The sequence below is a fragment of the Streptomyces sp. NPDC029041 genome, from assembly GCF_040637515.1.
In the GTDB taxonomy this organism is placed as follows: Bacteria; Actinomycetota; Actinomycetes; order Streptomycetales; family Streptomycetaceae; genus Streptomyces.
The window spans coordinates 203,834-223,750 of record NZ_JBEZWO010000003.1 but is presented as its reverse complement, the minus strand read 5'-3'; the positions used below and the strand labels follow the sequence as shown (position 1 = coordinate 223,750).

General features: G+C 70.5%; 18 protein-coding genes and 1 pseudogene. 10 read left to right on the top strand and 9 right to left on the bottom strand.

What is annotated here, in order from left to right; translation table 11 throughout:
• Positions 1–331 precede the first annotated feature (331 nt).
• On the bottom strand, positions 332–1,240 hold the full coding sequence (locus tag AB0F04_RS08260; RefSeq protein WP_362039077.1) for a pseudouridine-5'-phosphate glycosidase: 909 nt from the start codon (positions 1,238–1,240) through the stop codon (positions 332–334).
• Between the two features lie 105 nt (positions 1,241–1,345).
• On the opposite strand from AB0F04_RS08260, the gene AB0F04_RS08255 reads away from it, so the two are divergent.
• Positions 1,346–1,774 (top strand): VOC family protein, encoded by a 429-nt coding sequence (locus tag AB0F04_RS08255; protein WP_362039074.1) that lies wholly within the window; start codon positions 1,346–1,348, stop codon positions 1,772–1,774.
• Between the two features lie 32 nt (positions 1,775–1,806).
• Here the strand turns inward: AB0F04_RS08255 and AB0F04_RS08250 are convergent, their stop codons facing one another.
• On the bottom strand, positions 1,807–2,361 hold the full coding sequence (locus AB0F04_RS08250) for a methylated-DNA--[protein]-cysteine S-methyltransferase (protein WP_362039072.1): 555 nt from the start codon (positions 2,359–2,361) through the stop codon (positions 1,807–1,809).
• Positions 2,362–2,413: 52 nt separating this feature from the next.
• Positions 2,414–3,286 carry a glycerophosphodiester phosphodiesterase family protein gene (locus AB0F04_RS08245; RefSeq protein WP_362039070.1) on the bottom strand — a complete coding sequence of 291 codons (873 nt, stop codon included), beginning with the start codon at positions 3,284–3,286 and terminating at the stop codon, positions 2,414–2,416.
• Positions 3,287–3,575: 289 nt separating this feature from the next.
• Between AB0F04_RS08245 and AB0F04_RS08240 the strand changes: the two genes are divergently transcribed.
• From AB0F04_RS08240 to AB0F04_RS08210, 7 genes are all read left to right on the top strand, one after another.
• Positions 3,576–4,442, top strand: a complete 867-nt coding sequence (locus AB0F04_RS08240) for an MHYT domain-containing protein (RefSeq protein ID WP_362039068.1) — start codon at positions 3,576–3,578, stop codon at positions 4,440–4,442.
• Between the two features lie 40 nt (positions 4,443–4,482).
• Positions 4,483–6,630, top strand: coding sequence for an excinuclease ABC subunit UvrB (gene uvrB, locus AB0F04_RS08235; protein ID WP_362039066.1), 2,148 nt, complete (start codon positions 4,483–4,485; stop codon positions 6,628–6,630).
• Between the two features lie 139 nt (positions 6,631–6,769).
• Positions 6,770–7,348 carry a TerD family protein gene (locus tag AB0F04_RS08230; RefSeq protein WP_362039065.1) on the top strand — a complete coding sequence of 193 codons (579 nt, stop codon included), beginning with the start codon at positions 6,770–6,772 and terminating at the stop codon, positions 7,346–7,348.
• A gap of 76 nt (positions 7,349–7,424) precedes the next feature.
• Positions 7,425–9,443: a TerD family protein gene (locus AB0F04_RS08225; protein ID WP_362039063.1), complete on the top strand. Its 2,019-nt coding sequence runs from the start codon at positions 7,425–7,427 to the stop codon at positions 9,441–9,443.
• Between the two features lie 221 nt (positions 9,444–9,664).
• On the top strand, positions 9,665–10,666 hold the full coding sequence (locus tag AB0F04_RS08220) for a TerC/Alx family metal homeostasis membrane protein (RefSeq protein ID WP_362039061.1): 1,002 nt from the start codon (positions 9,665–9,667) through the stop codon (positions 10,664–10,666).
• 130 nt (positions 10,667–10,796) lie between these two features.
• Positions 10,797–11,099 carry a hypothetical protein gene (locus AB0F04_RS08215; protein ID WP_362039059.1) on the top strand — a complete coding sequence of 101 codons (303 nt, stop codon included), beginning with the start codon at positions 10,797–10,799 and terminating at the stop codon, positions 11,097–11,099.
• Between the two features lie 72 nt (positions 11,100–11,171).
• Positions 11,172–12,272: an ionic transporter y4hA gene (locus AB0F04_RS08210; RefSeq protein ID WP_362039058.1), complete on the top strand. Its 1,101-nt coding sequence runs from the start codon at positions 11,172–11,174 to the stop codon at positions 12,270–12,272.
• Positions 12,273–12,318: 46 nt separating this feature from the next.
• Here AB0F04_RS08210 and AB0F04_RS08205 read toward each other — a convergent pair whose 3' ends face one another.
• Together AB0F04_RS08205 and AB0F04_RS08200 are read right to left on the bottom strand one after the other, a co-directional pair.
• Positions 12,319–13,593, bottom strand: coding sequence for an MFS transporter (locus AB0F04_RS08205; RefSeq protein WP_362039057.1), 1,275 nt, complete (start codon positions 13,591–13,593; stop codon positions 12,319–12,321).
• Positions 13,594–13,687: 94 nt separating this feature from the next.
• Positions 13,688–14,732, bottom strand: a pseudogene (locus AB0F04_RS08200) (S66 peptidase family protein).
• Between the two features lie 289 nt (positions 14,733–15,021).
• On the opposite strand from AB0F04_RS08200, the gene aroQ reads away from it, so the two are divergent.
• Complete coding sequence (gene aroQ / locus AB0F04_RS08195) at positions 15,022–15,495, top strand: type II 3-dehydroquinate dehydratase (protein WP_362039055.1); 474 nt, start codon at positions 15,022–15,024, stop codon at positions 15,493–15,495.
• A gap of 54 nt (positions 15,496–15,549) precedes the next feature.
• Here aroQ and AB0F04_RS08190 read toward each other — a convergent pair whose 3' ends face one another.
• The 4 genes from AB0F04_RS08190 to AB0F04_RS08175 form a co-directional block, all read right to left on the bottom strand.
• Positions 15,550–16,302, bottom strand: a complete 753-nt coding sequence (locus AB0F04_RS08190) for an amino acid ABC transporter ATP-binding protein (protein WP_362039053.1) — start codon at positions 16,300–16,302, stop codon at positions 15,550–15,552.
• On the bottom strand, positions 16,299–17,195 hold the full coding sequence (locus AB0F04_RS08185; RefSeq protein WP_362039051.1) for an amino acid ABC transporter permease: 897 nt from the start codon (positions 17,193–17,195) through the stop codon (positions 16,299–16,301). The genes AB0F04_RS08190 and AB0F04_RS08185 overlap by 4 nt, the downstream gene beginning before the upstream one ends.
• The gene (locus AB0F04_RS08180; RefSeq protein WP_362039050.1) at positions 17,192–18,064 is read right to left on the bottom strand and encodes an ABC transporter substrate-binding protein; all 873 of its coding nucleotides are present in this window, start codon (positions 18,062–18,064) and stop codon (positions 17,192–17,194) included. Before AB0F04_RS08180 ends, AB0F04_RS08185 begins: the two co-directional genes overlap by 4 nt.
• Before the next feature lie 345 nt (positions 18,065–18,409).
• A complete protein-coding gene (locus AB0F04_RS08175) occupies positions 18,410–18,532 on the bottom strand; it encodes a hypothetical protein (protein WP_362039048.1) in 123 nt (40 codons plus the stop codon).
• Positions 18,533–19,464: 932 nt separating this feature from the next.
• Here AB0F04_RS08175 and AB0F04_RS08170 point away from each other — a divergent pair.
• Positions 19,465–19,872, top strand: coding sequence for a hypothetical protein (locus AB0F04_RS08170; protein WP_362039047.1), 408 nt, complete (start codon positions 19,465–19,467; stop codon positions 19,870–19,872).
• Positions 19,873–19,917: the final 45 nt, after the last annotated feature.

The following is a 19,917-nucleotide window of genomic DNA, read 5'->3' as shown; positions in this document are numbered from 1 at the left end:
CGCCCTTCCGGGCCCAGCAGTCCCTGGCCGGCCGCGTCGCCCGTGCGCCCGGCGCCCGTTCGCCCTTCCGGGCTCAGCCGTCCTTGGCCGGCCGCGTCGCCCGTGCGCTCGGCGCCCGTTCGCCCTTTCGGGCTCAGCCGTCCTTGGCCGGCCACGTCGTCCGAGCACCCGGCTCCCGTTCGCCCTCCCGGGCCCAGAGGCCCCCGGCCCACCGCGTCGCCCGTGCGCCCGGAGCCCGTTCGCCCTTCCGGGCCCAGCGGCCCCCGGCCGACCGCGTCGCCCGGACGCCCGGAGCCCGTCTTTCCTTCCGGCCCCGCTTCGCCGGCCGTCGTCATCGCCGGGCCCAGGCCGCCGCGATCCGTGCCGCCAGGCGAACGCTCCCCCGGACCGCCGCCAGGTTGGCGCTCAGGGAGGCGCCGTCGGTGTGCCGCACCAGGTGGTCGAGCAGGAAGGGGGTGACCGCCTGGCCGGTGATGCCCTCCTGCGCGCACGCCTGCAGCGCCTCCGTGAGCACCCGCGCGTGCAAATCCGGGTCCAGCTGCTCGTCCTCGGGCACGGGGTTGGCGACGATCAGCGCCGAATCCGGCCCGTCGAGCGCGTCCTGGGCGCGCATGGCCTCCGCCACCTCCCCCGGCGTCTTGAGCGTCCAGTCCACCGGATGCCCGGAGTCCGAGAGGTAGAAGCCGGGGAACCGGCCGGTGCCGTAACCGGCCACGGCGACCCCCAGCGTCTCCAGCCGCTGCAGGGTCGCCGGCACGTCCAGGATCGACTTCACCCCGGCGCACACCACCGTGATGCGCGTGCGCGCCAGCAGCCCCAGGTCGGCCGACTCGTCCTGCGTCGCCGTCCACTCCCGGTGCACCCCGCCGAGCCCGCCCGTCGCGAAGACCCGTACCCCCGCCAGCGCCGCCAGCAGCGCCGTCGCCGACACCGTGGTCGCCCCGCTCGCCCCGGACGCCACCGCGAGCGGCAGGTCGCGGTGGCCGAGCTTGCGGATCCCGTCCTCGTTGGCGACCCGTTCCAGCTGCTCCTTGTCCAGGCCCACACACGGGCGCCCGTCCAGCACGGCGATCGTGGCGGGCACCGCGCCCTCCTGCCGTACGGCCGTCTCCAGCTCCAGTGCCACCTGGAGATTGCGCGGCCGCGGCAGCCCGTGGGCGATGATCGTGGATTCCAGGGCCACTACGGGCCGGCGCGCGTCGATCGCCTCCCGCACTTCTTCGGACACCACCAGCACCACGCGCCTGCCTCCTGTCAGCCGGTCAGTCGTCTTCCCTCATCTCTGGCGGGCGGCGGACCGGGCCAAACCCTTGCGGGCAGCCGGAGTCCTCACGAGCCTGGAGGGATGACCGACCGCACACCTCGCCTCGACCACGTCGTCCTCTGGGTGCACGACCCGCTCGCCGCCGCGGACTTCTATGAGAAGGCCGTCGGCCTGGAAGCGGTGCGGCTCGCGGAATTCGCGGCGGGTGAGGCGCCCTTCCCCTCCGTGCGCCTCAACGGCGAGACCATCCTCGACCTCATGCCGCTGAGCTACGCGGAGCGCATGACGATGCTGCCCGGCTCCGCCGACAGCGCGGGGCACCCGGTCAACCACGTCTGCCTGTCGTTGCCCCGTGGCGACTTCGACGCCCTCCTCAGCCGCCTGGAAGAACGTTCCGTGCCGATGTCGGACCTCGCGCAGGGCTCCTTCGGCGCCCAGGGCAAGGCCACCCGCAGCTTCTACTTCCGCGACCCGGACGGCAACGTCTTCGAGGCCCGGCACTACGACTGACCGAGCCCATCGGCTCGCACGGGAGCCGCCGTTCAGAAGAGCGGCTCGGGAAGCACACCCTCCAGGGCGAGCAGCCGCCGCTTGGTCTCCAGGCCACCCCCGAAGCCGCCGATGCCGCCGTCGCTCTCCACTACCCGGTGACAGGGCACCACCACCGGCAGCGGATTGGCGCCCATCGCCATGCCCACGGCCTGGGCGGCGCCCGGCTGACCGACGCGTCCGGCCAGGTCGCCGTATCCGACGACCTGGCCGTACGGCACGCCCGAGGCCAGTTCACGCAGGACCGCCCGGTTGAAGCCGGAGATCAGCGACCAGTCCAGAGGCAGGTCGAAGTCCCGCCGCTCACCCGCGAAGTACGCATCGAGCTGGCCTATCGCCTCGGCCAGCAGCGGCGAGCCGGGCGCCTCGACGGGCTCGGTGCCCAGCCGCGCCGCCAGCCGCTCGAGGGCCCGGTCCCGCACCGCGTCCGTGGCGTGGAACACGACGTTGACCAGCCCGTCCCGGCTCGCGGCCAGCAGCAACGGCCCGATCCCACTGTCGACGACCGCCCACACGATGTGCGGCTCGACCTGCTCTCGGCTGTCCATGCGCCCACAGTAGGACCCGCCACTGACAACGCCCTCCCGGGCGGAACGCCGATCAGTCGCCCACGGCCCTTCGCACCACGTCCGGCCTGTTCGTGATGATCCCGTCGACGCCGTAACCGGCGACCCGCCGGGCCGTCTTCGCGTCGTCGACCGTCCAGGCGAAAACCTTCATCGGCCTGCCGTGCGGTCCGTCGAACGCCTGGACGGAGGAGACGTAGGCCGGGGTGAGCGAGCTGTAGGAGGGGTTGATCTGGTCGGCGAACTCGGCGCAGTCGAGCAGGTCCGGCAGCCGTGGCGTCCCCAGGAGGCCGGTCTTCACACCGGGCTTCAGCTCGTGCACCGTCCGCACGCTGTCCGCGCTGAAGCTCTGCACGATCAGCCGGCCCGCCAGATGCGACCGGTCGAGCCAGCCCTCGTTGCTGAGGACCTTCAGCGTCTGCCGCTCGATGCCCGGATACAGCTCCGGATTCTTGATCTCCAGGAGCAGCTTCTGACGATGACTCTCCAGGCGGCGCACGAACTGCTCCAGCGTCGGCACGCGCACCCCCGCGTACGCGGGACCGAACCAGCTGCCCGCGTCCAGACGGGCGATCTCCGCGGCCGTGAAGTCCTCCACCCGCCAGGGTGCCCGGTCGGGATACACCTCCTCCGCGTCGGTAGTGCGCCGGAGGGTGTCGTCGTGGATGACGACCAGCTCTCCGTCACGTGTCCGCTGCACGTCGTTCTCCACCCAGCGGATGTCCAGCTCCGCGGCTGCGTCGAGGGAGGCCAGGGTGTTCTCGGGCGCATACGCGGAGGCCCCCCGGTGCCCGATGACCAGCGGGGACGGGTCACCACCCGCGGCCTGCGCGGGGGAGACGGGGAACAGGAGAGCGGCGGTCCCCAGGAGTGCGGTGGTCGAGGCGGCAACAGCGCGCGCGTGCATGCGTACTCCTCGCGACGAGCGAACGGCAACATCACAGACAGCACAACTCTGACAGCAGAGGGTCAACGCGAGAGGGGTGCGGGATGGCCACACGCTGAACGGGGAAGGCCCAACTCCGCTCACTGGTACCGCACAACTGCGGCAAGGCCGTGTTTCTTTGCCGGAAAGTCGTTCGACCATTCCGGTGGGGGTCATACTCTCTGCGTCAACCCTGACCGCTGGTGCGGTCCTGGGAGGGGGCGCACATCAGTAATTCCGGGACGTACGAGGGCGGGAAGGGCAGCCGCGCATGCAGGGCACGGTCGACGGATTCAGCTACGGCCTGGTCACACCCCTGGTGGCCTACTTCATGGCCTGCCTCGGCGGCGCGCTGGGCCTGCGGTGCACCACGAGATCCATGCTCGTCGCCCAGTCCTGGCGCCCGGGCTGGCTCGCCCTCGGCTCCGCCGCCATCGGCTCCGGCATATGGACCATGCACTTCGTCGCCATGATGGGGTTCACCGTCCGAGGCACCCCGATCCACTACGACAAGGCGATGACCTTCGCGAGTCTGGCCGTCGCGATCATCATGGTGGGCATCGGGATCTTCATCGTCGGCTACAAGGGCGCGCGCGGTACGGCCCTGTTCACCGGCGGCACCATCACCGGCCTGGGCATCGCTTCCATGCACTACCTGGGCATGGCCAGCATGAGCCTGGACGGGAAGCTGGAGTACAACACCGTCACCGTGGGCATTTCCGTCGTCATCGCCATGGGCGCCGCCACCGCCGCCCTGTGGGCCGCCGGCCAGATCAGGGGCTTCCTGTGGAGCGTGGGCGCCAGCCTCGTCATGGGGCTCGCCGTCAGCGGCATGCACTACACGGGCATGGCCGCCCTCAGCGTCCACCTGCACGGCACGGCCGAACCCACCACGGGGGACTCGCCCGCGACACTGCTCGGGCCCATGCTGATCGGCCCGCTCGCCTTCCTGCTCCTCGCGGGCGTCGTGGTGATGTTCGACCCGCTGATGGTCATGGGGAAGCTCACCGTCGTCCCCGCCGAGCACAAACCCGGCGTCCCCGCCCACACCCACGTCCGCCACTCCGCCCAGCGCCTGCGGTTCCGCCCTCGCCGCACCGTGGAGCACCGGGCTTCCCGCACCCCTCAGAACCGCTGATCAGAGCCCGTTGTCAGTGCCAGGTCGTACGGTGGAACCCATGCGGCCCGTTTCAAAGATCGAACGCACGGTGGCGCCCTTCGAGGTCGTCAGCCCCTACCAGCCGAACGGCGACCAGCCGACAGCCATCGCCGACCTGGCCCGGCGCATCGAGGCCGGCGAGAAGGACGTCGTGCTGCTCGGCGCGACCGGCACCGGCAAGTCCGCCACCACCGCGTGGATGATCGAGAAGCTCCAGCGCCCCACGCTCGTGATGGCGCCGAACAAGACCCTGGCCGCCCAGCTGGCGAACGAGTTCCGCGAGCTGCTGCCGAACAACGCCGTCGAGTACTTCGTCTCGTACTACGACTACTACCAGCCCGAGGCCTACGTACCGCAGTCGGACACCTACATCGAGAAGGACTCCTCGATCAACGAGGAGGTCGAGCGCCTGCGCCACTCCGCGACGAACTCGCTGCTCACCCGCCGTGACGTCGTCGTGGTCGCCTCGGTCTCCTGCATCTACGGCCTCGGCACCCCGCAGGAGTACGTGGACCGCATGGTCCCCCTCAAGGTCGGCGAGGAGATCGACCGCGACGAGCTGCTGCGCCGCTTCGTGGACATCCAGTACACGCGCAACGACATGGCCTTCACCCGCGGCACCTTCCGCGTCCGCGGCGACACCATCGAGATCTTCCCGGTCTACGAGGAGCTGGCCGTCCGCATCGAGATGTTCGGCGACGAGATCGAGGCGCTGTCCACCCTGCACCCGCTCACCGGCGAGATCATCAGCGACGACCAGCAGCTCTACGTCTTCCCGGCCTCCCATTACGTCGCAGGCCCCGAGCGCCTGGAGCGGGCCGTCAACGACATCGAGAAGGAACTGGCCGAGCGCCTGACCGAGCTCGAGAAGCAGGGCAAGCTGCTGGAGGCCCAGCGCCTGCGCATGCGCACCACGTACGACATCGAGATGCTGCGCCAGATCGGCAGCTGCTCCGGTGTGGAGAACTACTCGATGCACTTCGACGGCCGCTCGCCCGGCTCCCCGCCCAACACTCTGCTGGACTACTTCCCGGACGACTTCCTCCTCGTCATCGACGAGTCCCACGTCACCGTCCCGCAGATCGGCGCGATGTACGAGGGCGACGCCTCCCGCAAGCGCACCCTCGTCGACCACGGCTTCCGGCTGCCCTCCGCCCTGGACAACCGCCCCCTGAAGTGGGAGGAGTTCCAGGAGCGCATCGGCCAGACGGTCTATCTGTCGGCCACTCCGGGCACGTACGAGATGTCCCGCTCGGACGGCTTCGTCGAGCAGATCATCCGCCCCACCGGCCTCGTCGACCCCGAGGTCGTCGTCAAGCCCACCGAGGGCCAGATCGACGACCTGGTGCACGAGATCCGGCAGCGCACAGAGAAGGACGAGCGCGTCCTGGTCACCACGCTCACCAAGAAGATGGCCGAGGACCTCACGGACTACTTCCTGGAACTGGGCATCCAGGTGCGCTATCTGCACAGCGACGTCGACACCCTGCGCCGGGTCGAACTGCTGCGTGAACTGCGCGCCGGCGAGTACGACGTGCTGGTAGGAATCAACCTCCTGCGCGAGGGCCTCGACCTGCCCGAGGTGTCACTGGTGGCGATCCTGGACGCCGACAAGGAGGGCTTCCTCCGCTCCGGCACCTCCCTGATCCAGACCATCGGCCGCGCCGCGCGCAACGTGTCCGGCCAGGTCCACATGTACGCCGACAAGATCACCCCGGCGATGGAGAAGGCCATCGAGGAGACCAACCGGCGCCGCGAGAAGCAGATCGCGTACAACACGGAACGGGGCATCGACCCGCAGCCGCTCCGCAAGAAGATCAACGACATCGTCGCCCAGATCGCCCGCGAGGACATCGACACCGAGCAGCTGCTCGGCTCGGGCTACCGCAAGGCCAAGAAGGACGGCGGGGGCACCAAGGCGCCCGTGCCGTCCCTCGGTGGCAAGGCGGCGGGCCATGCCAAGTCCGCCAAGGGCAAGGGCAAGGCCACCGAAACCGTGCCGACGGACCGCCCCGCTGCCGAACTGGCCGGGCAGATCGAGGAGTTGACCGCGCGGATGCGGGCCGCCGCCGCGGAGCTCCAGTTCGAGATCGCGGCCCGGCTGCGCGACGAGGTCTCCGAGATGAAGAAGGAACTGCGCCAGATGAAGGAGGCGGGCCTGGCCTGACAGCGTGCCGCACACGCGCAGTGTTGCAAGACCGACACAAAGTGCGGAGCGGTCTACGTCACGGTCAGTGCCCCTGCGTAGGGTTCTGGTCAACCGCGACCACGCGGTAACAGGGGACGTTCGAGAGGGGAATCAGCGCGTGACCGTCAACATGACCAAGGGTCAGGCCATCAGTCTGCAGAAGAACGACGGTGGCAGCCTGACCGCGGTTCGCATGGGTCTCGGCTGGCAGGCGGCTCCCCGGCGCGGCCTGTTCGGCTCGCGCACGCGAGAGGTCGACCTCGACGCCTCCGCCGTCCTGTTCGCGGACAAGCAGCCGGTCGACGTCGTCTTCTTCCGTCACCTGGTGAGCGACGACGGCTCAGTGCGCCACACCGGTGACAACCTCGTCGGCGGTGTCGGCCAGGGCGGCGACGACGAGGCGATCCTCGTCGACCTGGCGCGGGTCCCGGTCCACATCGACCAGATCGTCTTCACCGTGAACTCCTTCACGGGCCAGACCTTCCAGGAAGTGCAGAACGCGTTCTGCCGGCTGGTCGACGAGTCCAACGGCCAGGAGCTGGCCCGCTACACGCTCGCCGGTGGCGGCCAGTACACGGCCCAGATCATGGCCAAGGTCCACCGCTCGGGTCAGGGCTGGACGATGACGGCCCTGGGCAACCCGGCCAACGGCCGCACCTTCCAGGACCTGATGCCGGCGATCCTGCCGGTGCTCTGAGTCCACCCGGGCCCTGGAGGCGAGGGCCCGGCGGGCAGCACCCGACTCCACACAACGACACAGGGGGACCAAGGCGATGACGGCCGAGCTGGTGCGGGGGCAGAACCACCCGCTCTCCCAGGCCCGTCTCGAGATCCGGATCTCGGCCGGTACGCCGGTCGTGGCCGTGGCCGCACTCGGTGACGAGAACGGCCGGATCCACGGTGTGGAGTGGGTGGCCCATCCGGGCGCACCCGCCCAGCCGGGTCTCGAGGTTCCCCGGCAGGCAGCCGCCGACCACCGTCTCGCGGTGGACCTCGACGCCGTCTTCGAGGCCGTCCACCGGGTCAGCGTGCTGCTCGCCCTGCCCCTCGGCGGGACGGGACCGGTCCGTTTCGGCGCCGTGGCCGCCCCCTTCGTCGCCGTCACCGGTCTCGACGGCGGGGAGGTCGCCAGCTACACCATCACCGGTCTGGAGGCCGAGTCGGCCGTCGTCGCCCTGGAGCTCTACCGGCGGCAGGGCGCCTGGAAGGTGCGTGCCGTCGGCCAGGGCTACGCGGGCGGCCTCGCCGAACTCCTCACCGACCAGGGCCTTCCGCAAGCCCGGCAGCTCGCCGGCAGCATCAACGACGCGGTCGCCCAGGGGCTGGCCCGCTCGGTACAGGCGCCACCGCCCCGCACGGCCGACGGCGACCGCTCCCGGCAGGCAGCGGCTCCCGCCCTCGGCCCGGACCAAGGCGGCACCGCGCCCCAGCCCGGTCCCGGCTCTCCGATGTCCCCCTACGGCGGTCAGACGCCAGGCGGTCCGTTGCAGCCCGGCCCTCAGCAGCCGTCGTATCCCGGCGCCACGCCGGGCCCCGACGCCGTCACCCAGCCGTCCGCGCCCACGACCGGCGGCCCGATCGACTACAGCCACCCGCGCCGCCAGAACGCCGCTCCGCCGCCGCCCCCGCCGACCGCGCCCCCGGCCGCGCCCGGGCAGCCCGCGCAGCCCGTGGCGGGCGACGCGACCGGCTGGTCCATGGAGGAGCGGCTCTACAACCAGGTGTGGGGCATGTTCGAGGACCTGGCCCGCACGACCGCCGCCTACCGCAGCGCCGTCGACTTCGCGGAGTCACGCATGGACAAGGAGCTGGAGCAGGTCCTGTCCGACCCGCGCAGCCGGATCGGCGGGCAGGGCGACGCCGCCCGCGAGGCGGCGCGGGCCCGGCACGCCGAGCTCGTCGTCCAGGCCCGAGAGGCCCTCGACCGGGACCTGACCCAGCTCGCCGCCGAGGCCGACGTCGTGGAACCGGCCCTGCCGCCGGCGTACGCCCGCTGGGACAACCCGGTGTGGCACGCCTACCGGGTGCCGATGGAGATACCCATGGCCCTGCGCCTGGGCGACCTCCACCTTCCGGAGGCCGACCGGATCCGGATCCCGATGCTGGTCCGGCTGCCGCTGGAGCGAGGCCTGTGGATCGACAGCGGAGCGGCCGGATCGTCCGACGGCTCGTTCACCGATGCCCACGCCATGAGCCGTCTCGCCATGGAGACGGCCGTCGCGCACGCGGCCCGGCTGCTCGCCGTCTACCCGGCGGGCGAGTTCACCGTCCACGTCATCGACCCGGCCGGTTCCGGGGCGCAGTCGCTGGCCCCCCTCGTGCGGACGGGCGTGCTCGCGGCTCCGCCGGCGCGTGGGGCCGCCGGCGTGGCGGACGTGCTGGGCCGGCTCACTCAGCGGGTCGACCTGGTGCAGATGGCGGTCCGGGGCGGCGCCGCCGACTCCCTCCCGCCCGGCTTCGACACCTCCCAGCAGCTCCTGATCGTCAACGACTTCCCGCACGGTTTCGACGACCGGGCCGTGAACCAGCTGCGCTACCTCGCCGACGAGGGCCCCGCCTTCGGCGTCCATCTGATGATGGTGGCCGACCGGGAGGAGTCCTCCGGGTACGGTCCTTTGCTCGACCCCCTGTGGCGTTCGCTGCTGCGACTGACGCCGGTGGCCGACGATCACCTCGCGGACCCCTGGGTCGGTCACACGTGGACGTACGAGCCGGCGCTCGTGCCGCCCGGCAGCCGGGTCCTCCAGCAGGTCCTCAGCCAGGTGGCCGCCGCCCGCACCAAGTTCTCGTAAAGCCCCTGAACAGGGGTTTTGGTCTTTCTTTTGCCAAGCGCTTTACCTGTTCTTGGTGATTGGGTACTGTTGGGGACACGGAGGGGAGTACTCCCTGTCTGCTGCGGCGTTCCCGTCAATACGGATCAGGCCAGATCCCGGGGCGTCGGCCCATCCTTGGGTGGAAGAGACCTCCGGCAGCGACGACGCTGACATTTGCCGTTACGACTGCCGGAGGCGCAGTGGATGTTTCCGTGACCCTATGGGTCCTGACGATCGTGGGCCTCGCCGCCCTCATCGCGGTCGACTTCTTCATCGGCCGCAAGCCGCACGACGTGTCGATCAAGGAAGCCGGAATCTGGACGGTCGTCTGGATCGTGCTGGCCGCGCTCTTCGGGTTCGGCCTGCTCCTGTTCGCGGGTGGCCAGCCCGCCGGTGAGTTCTTCGCCGGCTTCATCACCGAGAAGTCGCTCAGCGTCGACAACCTCTTCGTCTTCGTCCTGATCATGGCGAAGTTCGCGGTGCCGTCGCAGTACCAGCAGCGCGTCCTGCTGATCGGTGTTCTCATCGCCCTGGTCCTGCGAGCGATCTTCATCGCCGCCGGCGCGGCGATCCTCGCCAGCTTCTCCTGGGTCTTCTACCTCTTCGGCGCCTTCCTCATCTGGACCGCCTGGAAGCTCATCCAGGAGGCCCGGGCCGACGAGGAGGACGAGGAGTTCGAGGAGAACAAGCTGCTCAAGGCCGCCGAGCGCCGCTTCGGCGTGGCGGACCGGTACCACGGCACCAAGCTGTGGATCGAGGAGAACGGCAAGCGGGTCATGACCCCGATGCTGGTCGTGATGCTGGCGATCGGCACCACCGATGTGCTCTTCGCCCTCGACTCCATCCCCGCGATCTTCGGCCTGACGCAGGACCCGTACATCGTGTTCACCGCGAACGCGTTCGCCCTGATGGGTCTGCGCCAGCTGTACTTCCTCATCGGGGGGCTGCTGAAGAAGCTGGTCCACCTCAGCTACGGCCTGTCGATCATCCTGGGCTTCATCGGCGTGAAGCTGGTGCTGCACGCCCTGCACGAGTCCGGGGTGCACGTCCCCGAGATCAGCATTCCGGTCTCGCTCGGCGTGATCTGCTCTGTCCTGATCGTCACCACGATCACCAGCCTGCGCGCTTCCAAGAAGCAGGCGGCGGCCGAGGCGGCGCAGGGCGGGAGCGGAGGCGCTCCGAAGGACAGCATCGACGCCTGACCACGTCGGGCGTAGGAACAAGCATCACAGGGACCGGCGCTCCGCGAATTGCCGACCGCCGGTCCCGGTGCTTGCTTGTTTCCTGAGCGCGTTCCCCGGCCCGGGGGCGCGGTGGCCGGCTGGAGGCGCCATGAAGTTCGTGCAGATCATCGAGTTCGAGACCGAGCGTCTGGAAGAGATGCAGCAGGTGCTCGAGGAGGCGGGCCGGCGCAACGCCGACCGCACGAACGGCCCGACCCGCAGCATGCTCCTCAAGGACCGGGACAAGCCCAGCCGTTATCTGGCGCTGATCGAGTTCGACTCGTACGAGGAGGCCATGCGCAACAATGACGACCCCGAGACCAGCGCGATGGCTCAGCGGCTGGACGCACTCAGCTCGGGCGAACGGGTGTTCACCAACTGCGACCTCCTGGACGCGCGTGACCTCAAGTAGCTTCTCAGGACGCTCTCGGGGGCCCGGTACGACCGGGGTGCAGGGCCCCTGCCCGTCTGCGACGATCGCGTCATGATCGCTCGGCTCAGGCGGTTCGCGGCACGGTGGACGACCCTGGTGCCGCTGCTCGCGGTCGTGCTGCTGGTGCTGACCTGGGGGCGCGATCTGCCGGTCGCGGTCGTCGCCCTGGTGACCCTGGTCCTCGCGGGAGCCGTCCTGGCCGCTGTGCACCACGCCGAAGTGGTGGCTCACCGGGTCGGCGAACCGTTCGGCTCCCTCGTGCTCGCCGTCGCCGTCACGATCATCGAGGTCGCCCTCATCGTCACCCTCATGGCCGATGGCGGGGACAAGAGCGCGACCCTGGCCCGGGACACGGTATTCGCGGCCGTCATGATCACCTGCAACGGCATCGTCGGCCTGTGCCTCCTCGTCGCCTCACTGCGGCACGGCACGGCCGTCTTCAACCCTGAGGGCACCGGCGCCGCACTCGCCACCGTCGCGACCCTGGCCACGCTCAGCCTGGTCCTGCCCACGTTCACCACGAGCAAGCCGGGACCCGAGTTCTCCACCGTGCAGCTGACCTTCGCCGCGGTGTCCTCGCTCATCCTGTACGGCCTGTTCGTCACCACGCAGGCCGTGCGGCACCGGGACTACTTCCTGCCGATCACCCGGCACGGCGAGGTCATCACCTCCGAGGAGCACGCCGAGGCGCCGACCGCCCTCACCGCCCGGATCAGCCTGGCCCTGCTCGGCCTGGCCCTGGTGGGCGTGGTCGGCCTGGCCAAGGGCGTCTCGCCCACCATCGAGTCCGGTGTCGAGGCCGCCGGACTCCACCCTGCCGTCGTCGGTGTGATCATCGCCCTGCTGGTGCTGCTCCCGGAGACCATCGCCGCACTGCGTTCCGCCCGCCGCGACCGTGTGCAGACCAGCCTGAACCTCGCCCTGGGCTCGGCCATGGCCAGCATCGGCCTGACCATCCCCGCCGTGGCCCTCGCGTCGTTGTGGCTCTCCGGCCCGCTCGTCCTCGGCCTCGGCGCTACACACATGGTGCTGCTCGCCCTGACCGTGGTGGTGGCCTCCCTGACGGTGGTGCCGGGCAGGGCCACGCCGCTCCAGGGCGGGGTCCATCTGGTGCTGTTCGCGGCGTACCTGGAGCTGGCGATCAACCCGTAGGCGGGCGGCGCGGGTGTCCGCCGGGCGCTGCGACAGCACCTGCGGCTCATCCGGCAGCGGCCTCCGCGGCCGCGCCCACCCGCACCGGGCGCGTCTCCGGCAGCAACGCGAAGCACCCGAGGCTGAACAGCGCGATCGCCGTCAGATACGCGGCCACACCCCACGGCACCCGCCCGCCCTGCTCGGCGAGCGCCGTCGCCACGATCGGTGTGAGCGCGCCTCCTGCGACCCCGCCGAGGTTGTAGCCGACGGCGGCGCCGGTGCAGCGCACCCGCGGCTCGTACAGCTCCGGCAGATAGGCGGCGATCACGGCGAACATCGTGATGAACGCGAGCATCGCCCCGAGGAAACCGAGGAACATCGGCAGCGGCGCCCCGGTGGCGAGGAGCGCGACCATCGGGAACATCCACAGGGCCGCGCCCGCAGAACCGGCCAGGCACAGCGGGCGCCTGCCGTAGCGGTCGCCGAGCAGCGCCACCAGCGGCGTGAGAGCACCCTTCACGAGCACCGCGCCCATGATGCAGGTCAGCATGACGGAGCGGCTCACTCCGAGCCGCTCCGTGCCGTAGGCGAGGGACCAGGTCGTCACGGCGTAGAAGATCGCGTAGCCGATGGCGAGGCCGCCGCCCGTCAGCAGCAGTAGTCGCCAGTGGTCCCGGACGACCTCGGCGAGCGGCACGCGCGCGTGGTCGTCGATCTCGAGGAAGCTCGGGCTCTCGGTGAGGGGCGACCGCAGCCACAGCCCGGCGACGGCCAGGACCCCCGCGGCCCAGAAAGGCACCCGCCACCCCCAAGCGGCGAACTGCGCCTCCGTCAGGGCCGAGGACAGCCCCAGCACCACACCGTTGGCGAGCAGGAACCCCAGCGCGGGCCCGACCTGCGGGAAACTCGACCACAGCACCCGCCGCCGGGCCGGCGCGTGCTCCACGGCCAGCAGCACCGCCCCGCCCCACTCCCCGCCGAGCCCCAGCCCCTGCAGGAAGCGCAGGACCAGGAGCAGCAGCGGAGCGACCACACCGATCGAGTCGTACGTCGGCACGCAGCCGACGGCGACCGTGGAGGCCCCGGTCAGCAGCAGGGAGGCGACGAGGACCGGCCGACGACCGCGCCGGTCCCCGATGTGCCCGAACAGGATCGATCCGAGCGGCCGGGCCACGAAACCGACACCGAAGGTGGCGAAGGCGGCCAGCGTCCCGGCCATCGGAGAGAAGGTCGGGAAGAACAACGGCCCGAGGATCAGGGCCGCCGCGGTGCCGTAGACGAAGAAGTCGTAGAACTCGATGGCCGTGCCGGCGAGCGAGGCGGCCGCGAGGCGCGGCATGGAGGGTGCCCTTACGGTGCGTACGTCGTGCATGCCGCGTCAACTACCCACCGTGATCGCCGGTTACGGGGGCGCGCGGGGGGCCCGGGGGTTCTCAGTACGTGACCGTGATGCGCCGGGCGGGTCCGTCCACGCGCACGGTGCCGCCGTACGGGATCACCAGTTGCGGATCGGTGTGCCCGAAGTCCACGTCGAACACGACGGTGGTGCCGGGGGCGTAGGTCCGCATGGCGCGAAGGACGGCCTCGCGCTGGTCGGCCGCGTAACGTGCCGCCTCCTCGGGGTGTTGGGCCGCTCGAAGGACCATGTCTTGGGACGGCCCATCAGCAGGGCGGAGAAGCGCTCCAGCAGTCCGCGTTCGCCCATGCCGCGCAGGGTGCGGAAGACCTCCGTGGCGCTCGGCATGTCCTCCGAGGTCTCCAGGAGCAGCACGCCGCCGTCGTACGCGGACAGGTCGGGGGCGACCTCCCGGTCGGCCATCAGCAGCCAGGCGAGGATCTCCAGGCAGCCGCCCCAACTGCGGCCCTCGACCACCCGGCCGGGGTTCACCCAGGTCCAGCCGGTGCCGGGCCGGGTCTCCGGCTCGGCGTCGAAGGTCGCCGGGTCCGCCCAGTCGCGGTCGATGTCACGCCACCGCTCGGCGGGCCTCAACTCGTACGGTCCCGGAGAGAAGAGGGCTGCCCGCAGGGACTCCGCGGTGAGCGGGTGCATGGCCCCGGGACGGCCCAGCTCGCACATCACGCTCGCGCCGTGGAATCCGACGATGCCGCAGGTGTGCAGGAACGCGAGCAGGTTCGTGTTGTCGCTCATCCCGAAGAACGGCTTCGGGTTCGCGCGGATCAACTCCCGGTCCAGGTACCGGAGCACGGTGATCTGGTCGTCCCCGCCGATCGACGCGACGACCGCCTTGATCCCCGGTCGGCGAAGGCGGCGTGAAGGTCGTCGGCGCGCTCCCGGGGCGTGGAGCCCATGGTCCGGGTCGCCGGATACTCCACCGGCTCCAGCCCGAACTCCTTGCGTAGCCGCTCGAGCCCCAGCTCGTAGGGGAGCGGGAAGAGCCCCGGCAGGCCCGAGGAGGGCGAGATCACTGCGATGCGGTCGCCGGGGGACGGCTTGGGCGGATAGCTCGGGCTGGTCAGGCTCGTCATGCCGGGAGGCTACGACCGGGCGGGCCGCCGGCGCACCGTGTATACGCGGCGCGTACGAGGCGAGACCGGCGTGCGTACCGTGAGGAACCGGCGTGTGCACCGAGGCGAGACCGGCGTGCGTACCGTGGGGAACCGGCGTGTGCACCGAGGCGAGACCGGCGTGCGTACCGTGGGGAACCGGCGTGTGCACCGAGGCGAGACCGGCGTGCGTACCGTGATAAACCGGCTGTGAGCAGCGGTCCGCCACGGGCCGCACGACCCCGAACGGACCGGAGGAACCGTGCCCCGCACCCTGGCCCACGCCCCGATCATGATCCTCAACGGCCCGAATCTGAACCTGCTCGGCCGGCGCCAGCCGGAGATCTACGGCTCCGACACCCTCGCCGACGTCGAGGCTCTGTGCGTCAAGGCGGCGGCCGCGCACGGCGGCACCGTGGACTTCCGCCAGTCCAACCACGAGGGCGAGCTGGTCGACTGGATCCACGAGGCGCGGCTGAACCACTGCGGCATCGTGATCAACCCGGGTGCCTACTCGCACACCTCCGTCGCCATCCTGGACGCCCTCAACACCTGTGACGGCCTGCCGGTGCTGGAGGTCCACATCTCCAACATCCACCAGCGCGAGTCGTTCCGGCACCACTCCTACGTCTCGCTGCGCGCCGACGGGGTCATCGCGGGATGCGGCGTGCAGGGGTACGTGTTCGGCGTGGAGCGCGTCGCGGCGCTGGCCGGGGCGGGCAAGGCGGACGCGTGAAGGGGCGCCGGTAAGCCCCGCCGACCATGGCGGTCGCCCCTTACCACCCGTTTCCTACAGGCGCCCCGCCTCCACGATCCGCCGCAGGAAGCGCCGGGTGCGCTCCTGCCGCGGATCCCCGAAGACCTGCTCGGCGGTGCCGCGCTCCAGCACCACGCCGCCCTCCAGGAAGCACACCTGGTCGGCGACCTCCCGGGCGAAGCCCATCTCGTGCGTCGCCAGCACCATGGTCATGCCCTCGTCCTTCAGCCCGCGGACCACGGTGAGGACCTCGCCCACCAGCTCGGGGTCGAGGGCGGCGGTGATCTCGTCGAGCAGCAGCAGCCGCGGACGTACGGCCAGGGCGCGGACGATCGCCACGCGCTGCTGCTGGCCGCCGCTCAGCCGGTCCGGGTACTCGGCGGCCTTCCCGCCCAGCCCCAGCCGCTCCAGCAGCTCACGCGCGCGTGCCTCGGCCTCGGCCCGGGGCACGCCGTGCACGCGGCGCGGGGCGAGCGTGATGTTGTCCAGGACCGTCATGTGCGGGAACAGGTTGTACGCCTGGAAGACCACGCCGATCCGGCGGCGCACGGCGTCCTGGTCGGTGCGCGGGTCGGTGATCTCCTCGTCGTCGAGCCATATCGCCCCGTCGTCGATCTCCTCCAGCAGGTTCGCGCACCGCAGCAGGGTGGACTTGCCGGAGCCGGAGGCGCCGATCAGCGCGGTGACCGTGTGCGGGGTGACCTCCAGGTCGACGTCCCGCAGGACGACCGAGCCGCCGAAGGTCTTGCGGACGGACTCCATGCGCAGCACGGGCGTATCGCTCATGCGGTTCCTCCCTGGGCCTGCCGGCGGTCCATCCGTGCCGTCACCCAGTCCGTGAAGCGGGTCATGGGGATGGTCAGCGCGACGAAGACCAGCCCGGCGACGATGTAGGGCGTGTAGTTGAGGCTGCGGCCCACGATGATGTCGGCGGCCCGCACGGCGTCCACCGCACCGCCGATCGAAACGAGCCCCGTGTCCTTCTGCAGCGACACCAGGTCGTTCAGCAGCGGCGGCACCTGACGGCGCACCGCCTGGGGCAGCACCACGTACCGCAGCGCCTGGCGGTTGCTCAGCCCCAGTGAGCGGGCCGCGGCGCGCTGCGAGGGGTGCACGGACTCGATGCCGGCGCGGAAGACCTCGGCGACGTACGCCGAGTACGTCAGGGTGAGCGCGGCGCCGCCGAGCAGCACCGGATCGACGGTCACCCCCTGGAGCCGCAGCGCGGGGACGCCGAGGACCACGATCATCAGGTTGATGATGAGCGGCAGCCCCCGGAAGAAGTCCGTGTACGCGGCGGCCAGGAAGCGCAGCGGGAAGAACACCGGCCCGCGCAGCGTGCGGGCCACGGCGATCAGCATCCCGAGGACGAGCACCGCGACCCCGCAGATCAGCAGCAGCATGACGTTCAGCCACAGTCCTTCGAGCACCTTGGGGAACGCCTCGCGCGCGTAACCGGCGTCGAAGAACGTCTCCTTGGTGCGCGGCCAGCCCGGTGCGTTGACGACGACCAGGTAGAGGAGGACCGCCGTGACCAGGGTCGAGAACGCGCCGATCGCCGTCGCGCGCCGGGCGCGGGCGCGCTGGTGGCGCTCCCGGTCCAGGCGCCGCTGCGACGGGACGTAGCCGTCCGCGGCATCGTGCTCGCCCGGGCTCAGTTCCTCCTTGTGCACCGTCACTTGAGCACCGGCGCGTCGACGGCGTCCGACAGCCACTGCTGTTCGATCTTCGCGAGCGTGCCGTCCTCGCGCAGGGCGTCCACCGCCCGTGAGACGCAGGGGGTGAGCGCGCTGCCCTTGTCGAGCACGAGACCGAACTGCTCCGGGGCACCGCCCTGGTTCTCGAACTGGCCGACGATCGTCGCGTCGGTGATCTCGGCGCCGGTGATGTAGAAGGCGGTCGGCAGGTCGACGACGATCGCGTCGACCTGGCCGTTCTTCAGGGCGGACTTGGCCTGGTCGTTCTTGCCGTAAACAGCGGCGGCCTGCCGGGGCTTCACCACGTCGTCGATGTAGTCGAGGCTGGTGGTGCCGACCTGTGCGCCCAGCTTCACACCCTTCAGGGCGGCGATGCTCTTCGCTTTCGCGGCCTTGGAACCCTTCAGCGCGACGACGGCCTGGCGTACGTCGTAGTAGCCGGAGGAGAAGTCCACGGCCTTCTTGCGCTCCTGGCTGATGGAGACCTGGTTGATGTCGAAGTCGAAGGTCTTCTCGCCGGGCGCGAAGGCCTTGTTGAAGGGGACGGTCTGCCAGGCGACCTTGTCCTTGCCGTAGCCGAGCCGCTCGGCGACGGCGTAGGCGACCGCCGACTCGTAACCCTTGCCGTTGGCGGGCTTGTCGTCCTCGAACCAGGGCTCGTAGGCGGGCTCGTCGGTGGCGATCGTCAGCTTGCCCGAAGTCCTGGTGGCCAACTTGCCCTTCTCGCAGGCGTTCGCTGCGGGCGAGGACGGCTTGCCCGCTTCCTCGGGCTGCGGAGCGCAGCCCATGGCGGCGGTGAGGAGGGCGACGGCGACGGCTGCGCGGCGCAGGGCACGCGGGACGGGTTGCATGGCGGGAGATTGACAGCCGGCGGTCCCGTTTGTCGAGGTCACGGCAACACCTGTCCGGATAGTGGGAACGGGTGTTGCGGTGGTGTGAACGGGCCCCGGCCGCCGTGGTGTCGGCCTGCGCCGGGGCCGCCGGCCGAGGGCGGGGATCGACAGGCCGGCGGCCCATCCGCCCAGGAGCCGTCATCCTGCGCGGGGCTGAGACCAGTTGACTGCGCAACTACGTACGGGGGGAGCGCGCGTGCGACACCGGCGCGTGCGAACGATTCACATGGGGCGCGTGCGCCGCCCACCCCTCCACGCGAAGGCGCCCGACGCGCAACGGCGAGGAGCCGCCCCGCTCACTGCTCACCACCCGCGCGCGTGCCACTCCGGCAGATGCGGGCGCTCCGCGCCCAGTGACGTGTCGTTGCCGTGTCCCGGGTAGACCCACGTCTCGTCCGGGAGGACGTCGAAGAACTTGGTCTCCACGTCGTGGATGAGACGGGCGAACGCCCCGGGGTCCTGGTACCGCGTTCCTCGGTGCGGTGTTCCTCAGTGCCGCCGCCCGCCGCTTCGACGCCGCCGAGCTCGTCGGCTGCCCCCGGATGCGGGCCTGGTGCATCCTCCTCGTCATCGCCGTACTGGCCGTCGTCGGCCTTGCCGTGACCCACGACGACGCTCGTTACGTCCACGACGGGCTGACCAGCGGAAGCGGTCCCGTCCTAGTCCTGGTCCCGTCGCCTGTGCGGGGCTCACCGCGGGGCTGCTGTACCGCGGTGCGACGGTGGGCGCGCGGTTCACCGCGGTCGGCAGCGTGGCCCTCGTCGTCGTGGCGTGGGGGCTCGCTCGGCGGTCCTGTCTGGACGCCCCCGCCGCCTCCCGGCGCAGCGGACCCGCGTACGGACCGCCGTCGGCCACCCCGGCGAGCACCCGTTCCGCTGAGCACCCGCCGCGGTGAACGGCCGATGAAACATCGTCGTGTGCCCAGGTGTTACCCGAGCATTCATGTGGGGCACGTCACTACTGGAGGGGCATCTGTGGATGCTCAGACAGCAAGCGGCAGCACCTTCGCTTTCCAGCATCATGAACGCGGCTTGACCCTGGTTTCGAAGGGGAACGCATTCCAAATCCGTTCGATAACGGCATGTGATTACCTTAGCCGTGCGTGATCGAATCGCGGAATTATTTAGTCCGCACCGCCCTCCAAGGATGATGTGAAGGTGCATCGGGGAATGCGTCTTTCATTCATGCGGCACCGAACCACGCTGGTTGTTCGATTCTGCATGCCCAGGGGAGGGATTCACGTGAAGCGTGCTCACCGGACGCTGTCGCTTGCGGCGGCAGGATTCGCAACGGTATTGGCGTGCGCGGGTACCGCGTCCGCGGGGACGGGGCCGACGCCGGCGGAGCGGCAGTCGCCCGTGTCATCTGTGCCGTCGGAGGCGGGTAATCCGCTGTCCGCACGTGCTCAGGCCGCAGGTGTGTGCTCGGACGCCTATCAGATCGGCACGACGTCGTACGCCTACCGGGGTACGGAGCAGATCGCCTCGGTCAAGCAGTTCTACTCGCCCGAGTGCAAGGAGAACTACGGCTACGTGTGGGTGTGGAAGTCGTTCCTGGACAAAGGGATCACCTTCGACCTCCAGGTCGGCGTGTGGTCCTACGACCGCGAGACGCTGCTCGGCGCTCGCACCGAGTTCGACACGCACAACCAGGAGTTCTGGGGCAACGGCGCCGACACGGTGGGTGACTGCACCTCCGGCGACGGCACCCTGACCATCGCCGACGAGCAGGGCGGCTATTCCGCCAGGACGTCCAAGCGCTGCTGACCCGATCGCGGCGCGGCTGCCCGTCGATTCCATACGCAGTGCCCG

Bases quoted from the DNA above. Each gene is read 5' to 3' on its own strand.
- AB0F04_RS08255 (WP_362039074.1), top strand. From the start codon at position 1,346: ATGACCGACCGCACACCTCGCCTCGACCACGTCGTCCTCTGGGTGCAC.
- AB0F04_RS08250 (WP_362039072.1), bottom strand. From the start codon at position 2,361: ATGGACAGCCGAGAGCAGGTCGAGCCGCACATCGTGTGGGCGGTCGTC.
- AB0F04_RS08245 (WP_362039070.1), bottom strand. From the start codon at position 3,286: ATGCACGCGCGCGCTGTTGCCGCCTCGACCACCGCACTCCTGGGGACC.
- AB0F04_RS08240 (WP_362039068.1), top strand. From the start codon at position 3,576: ATGCAGGGCACGGTCGACGGATTCAGCTACGGCCTGGTCACACCCCTG.
- uvrB (WP_362039066.1), top strand. From the start codon at position 4,483: ATGCGGCCCGTTTCAAAGATCGAACGCACGGTGGCGCCCTTCGAGGTC.
- AB0F04_RS08225 (WP_362039063.1), top strand. From the start codon at position 7,425: ATGACGGCCGAGCTGGTGCGGGGGCAGAACCACCCGCTCTCCCAGGCC.
- AB0F04_RS08215 (WP_362039059.1), top strand. From the start codon at position 10,797: ATGAAGTTCGTGCAGATCATCGAGTTCGAGACCGAGCGTCTGGAAGAG.
- AB0F04_RS08210 (WP_362039058.1), top strand. From the start codon at position 11,172: ATGATCGCTCGGCTCAGGCGGTTCGCGGCACGGTGGACGACCCTGGTG.
- AB0F04_RS08205 (WP_362039057.1), bottom strand. From the start codon at position 13,593: ATGCCGCGCCTCGCGGCCGCCTCGCTCGCCGGCACGGCCATCGAGTTC.
- AB0F04_RS08190 (WP_362039053.1), bottom strand. From the start codon at position 16,302: ATGAGCGATACGCCCGTGCTGCGCATGGAGTCCGTCCGCAAGACCTTC.
- AB0F04_RS08180 (WP_362039050.1), bottom strand. From the start codon at position 18,064: ATGCAACCCGTCCCGCGTGCCCTGCGCCGCGCAGCCGTCGCCGTCGCC.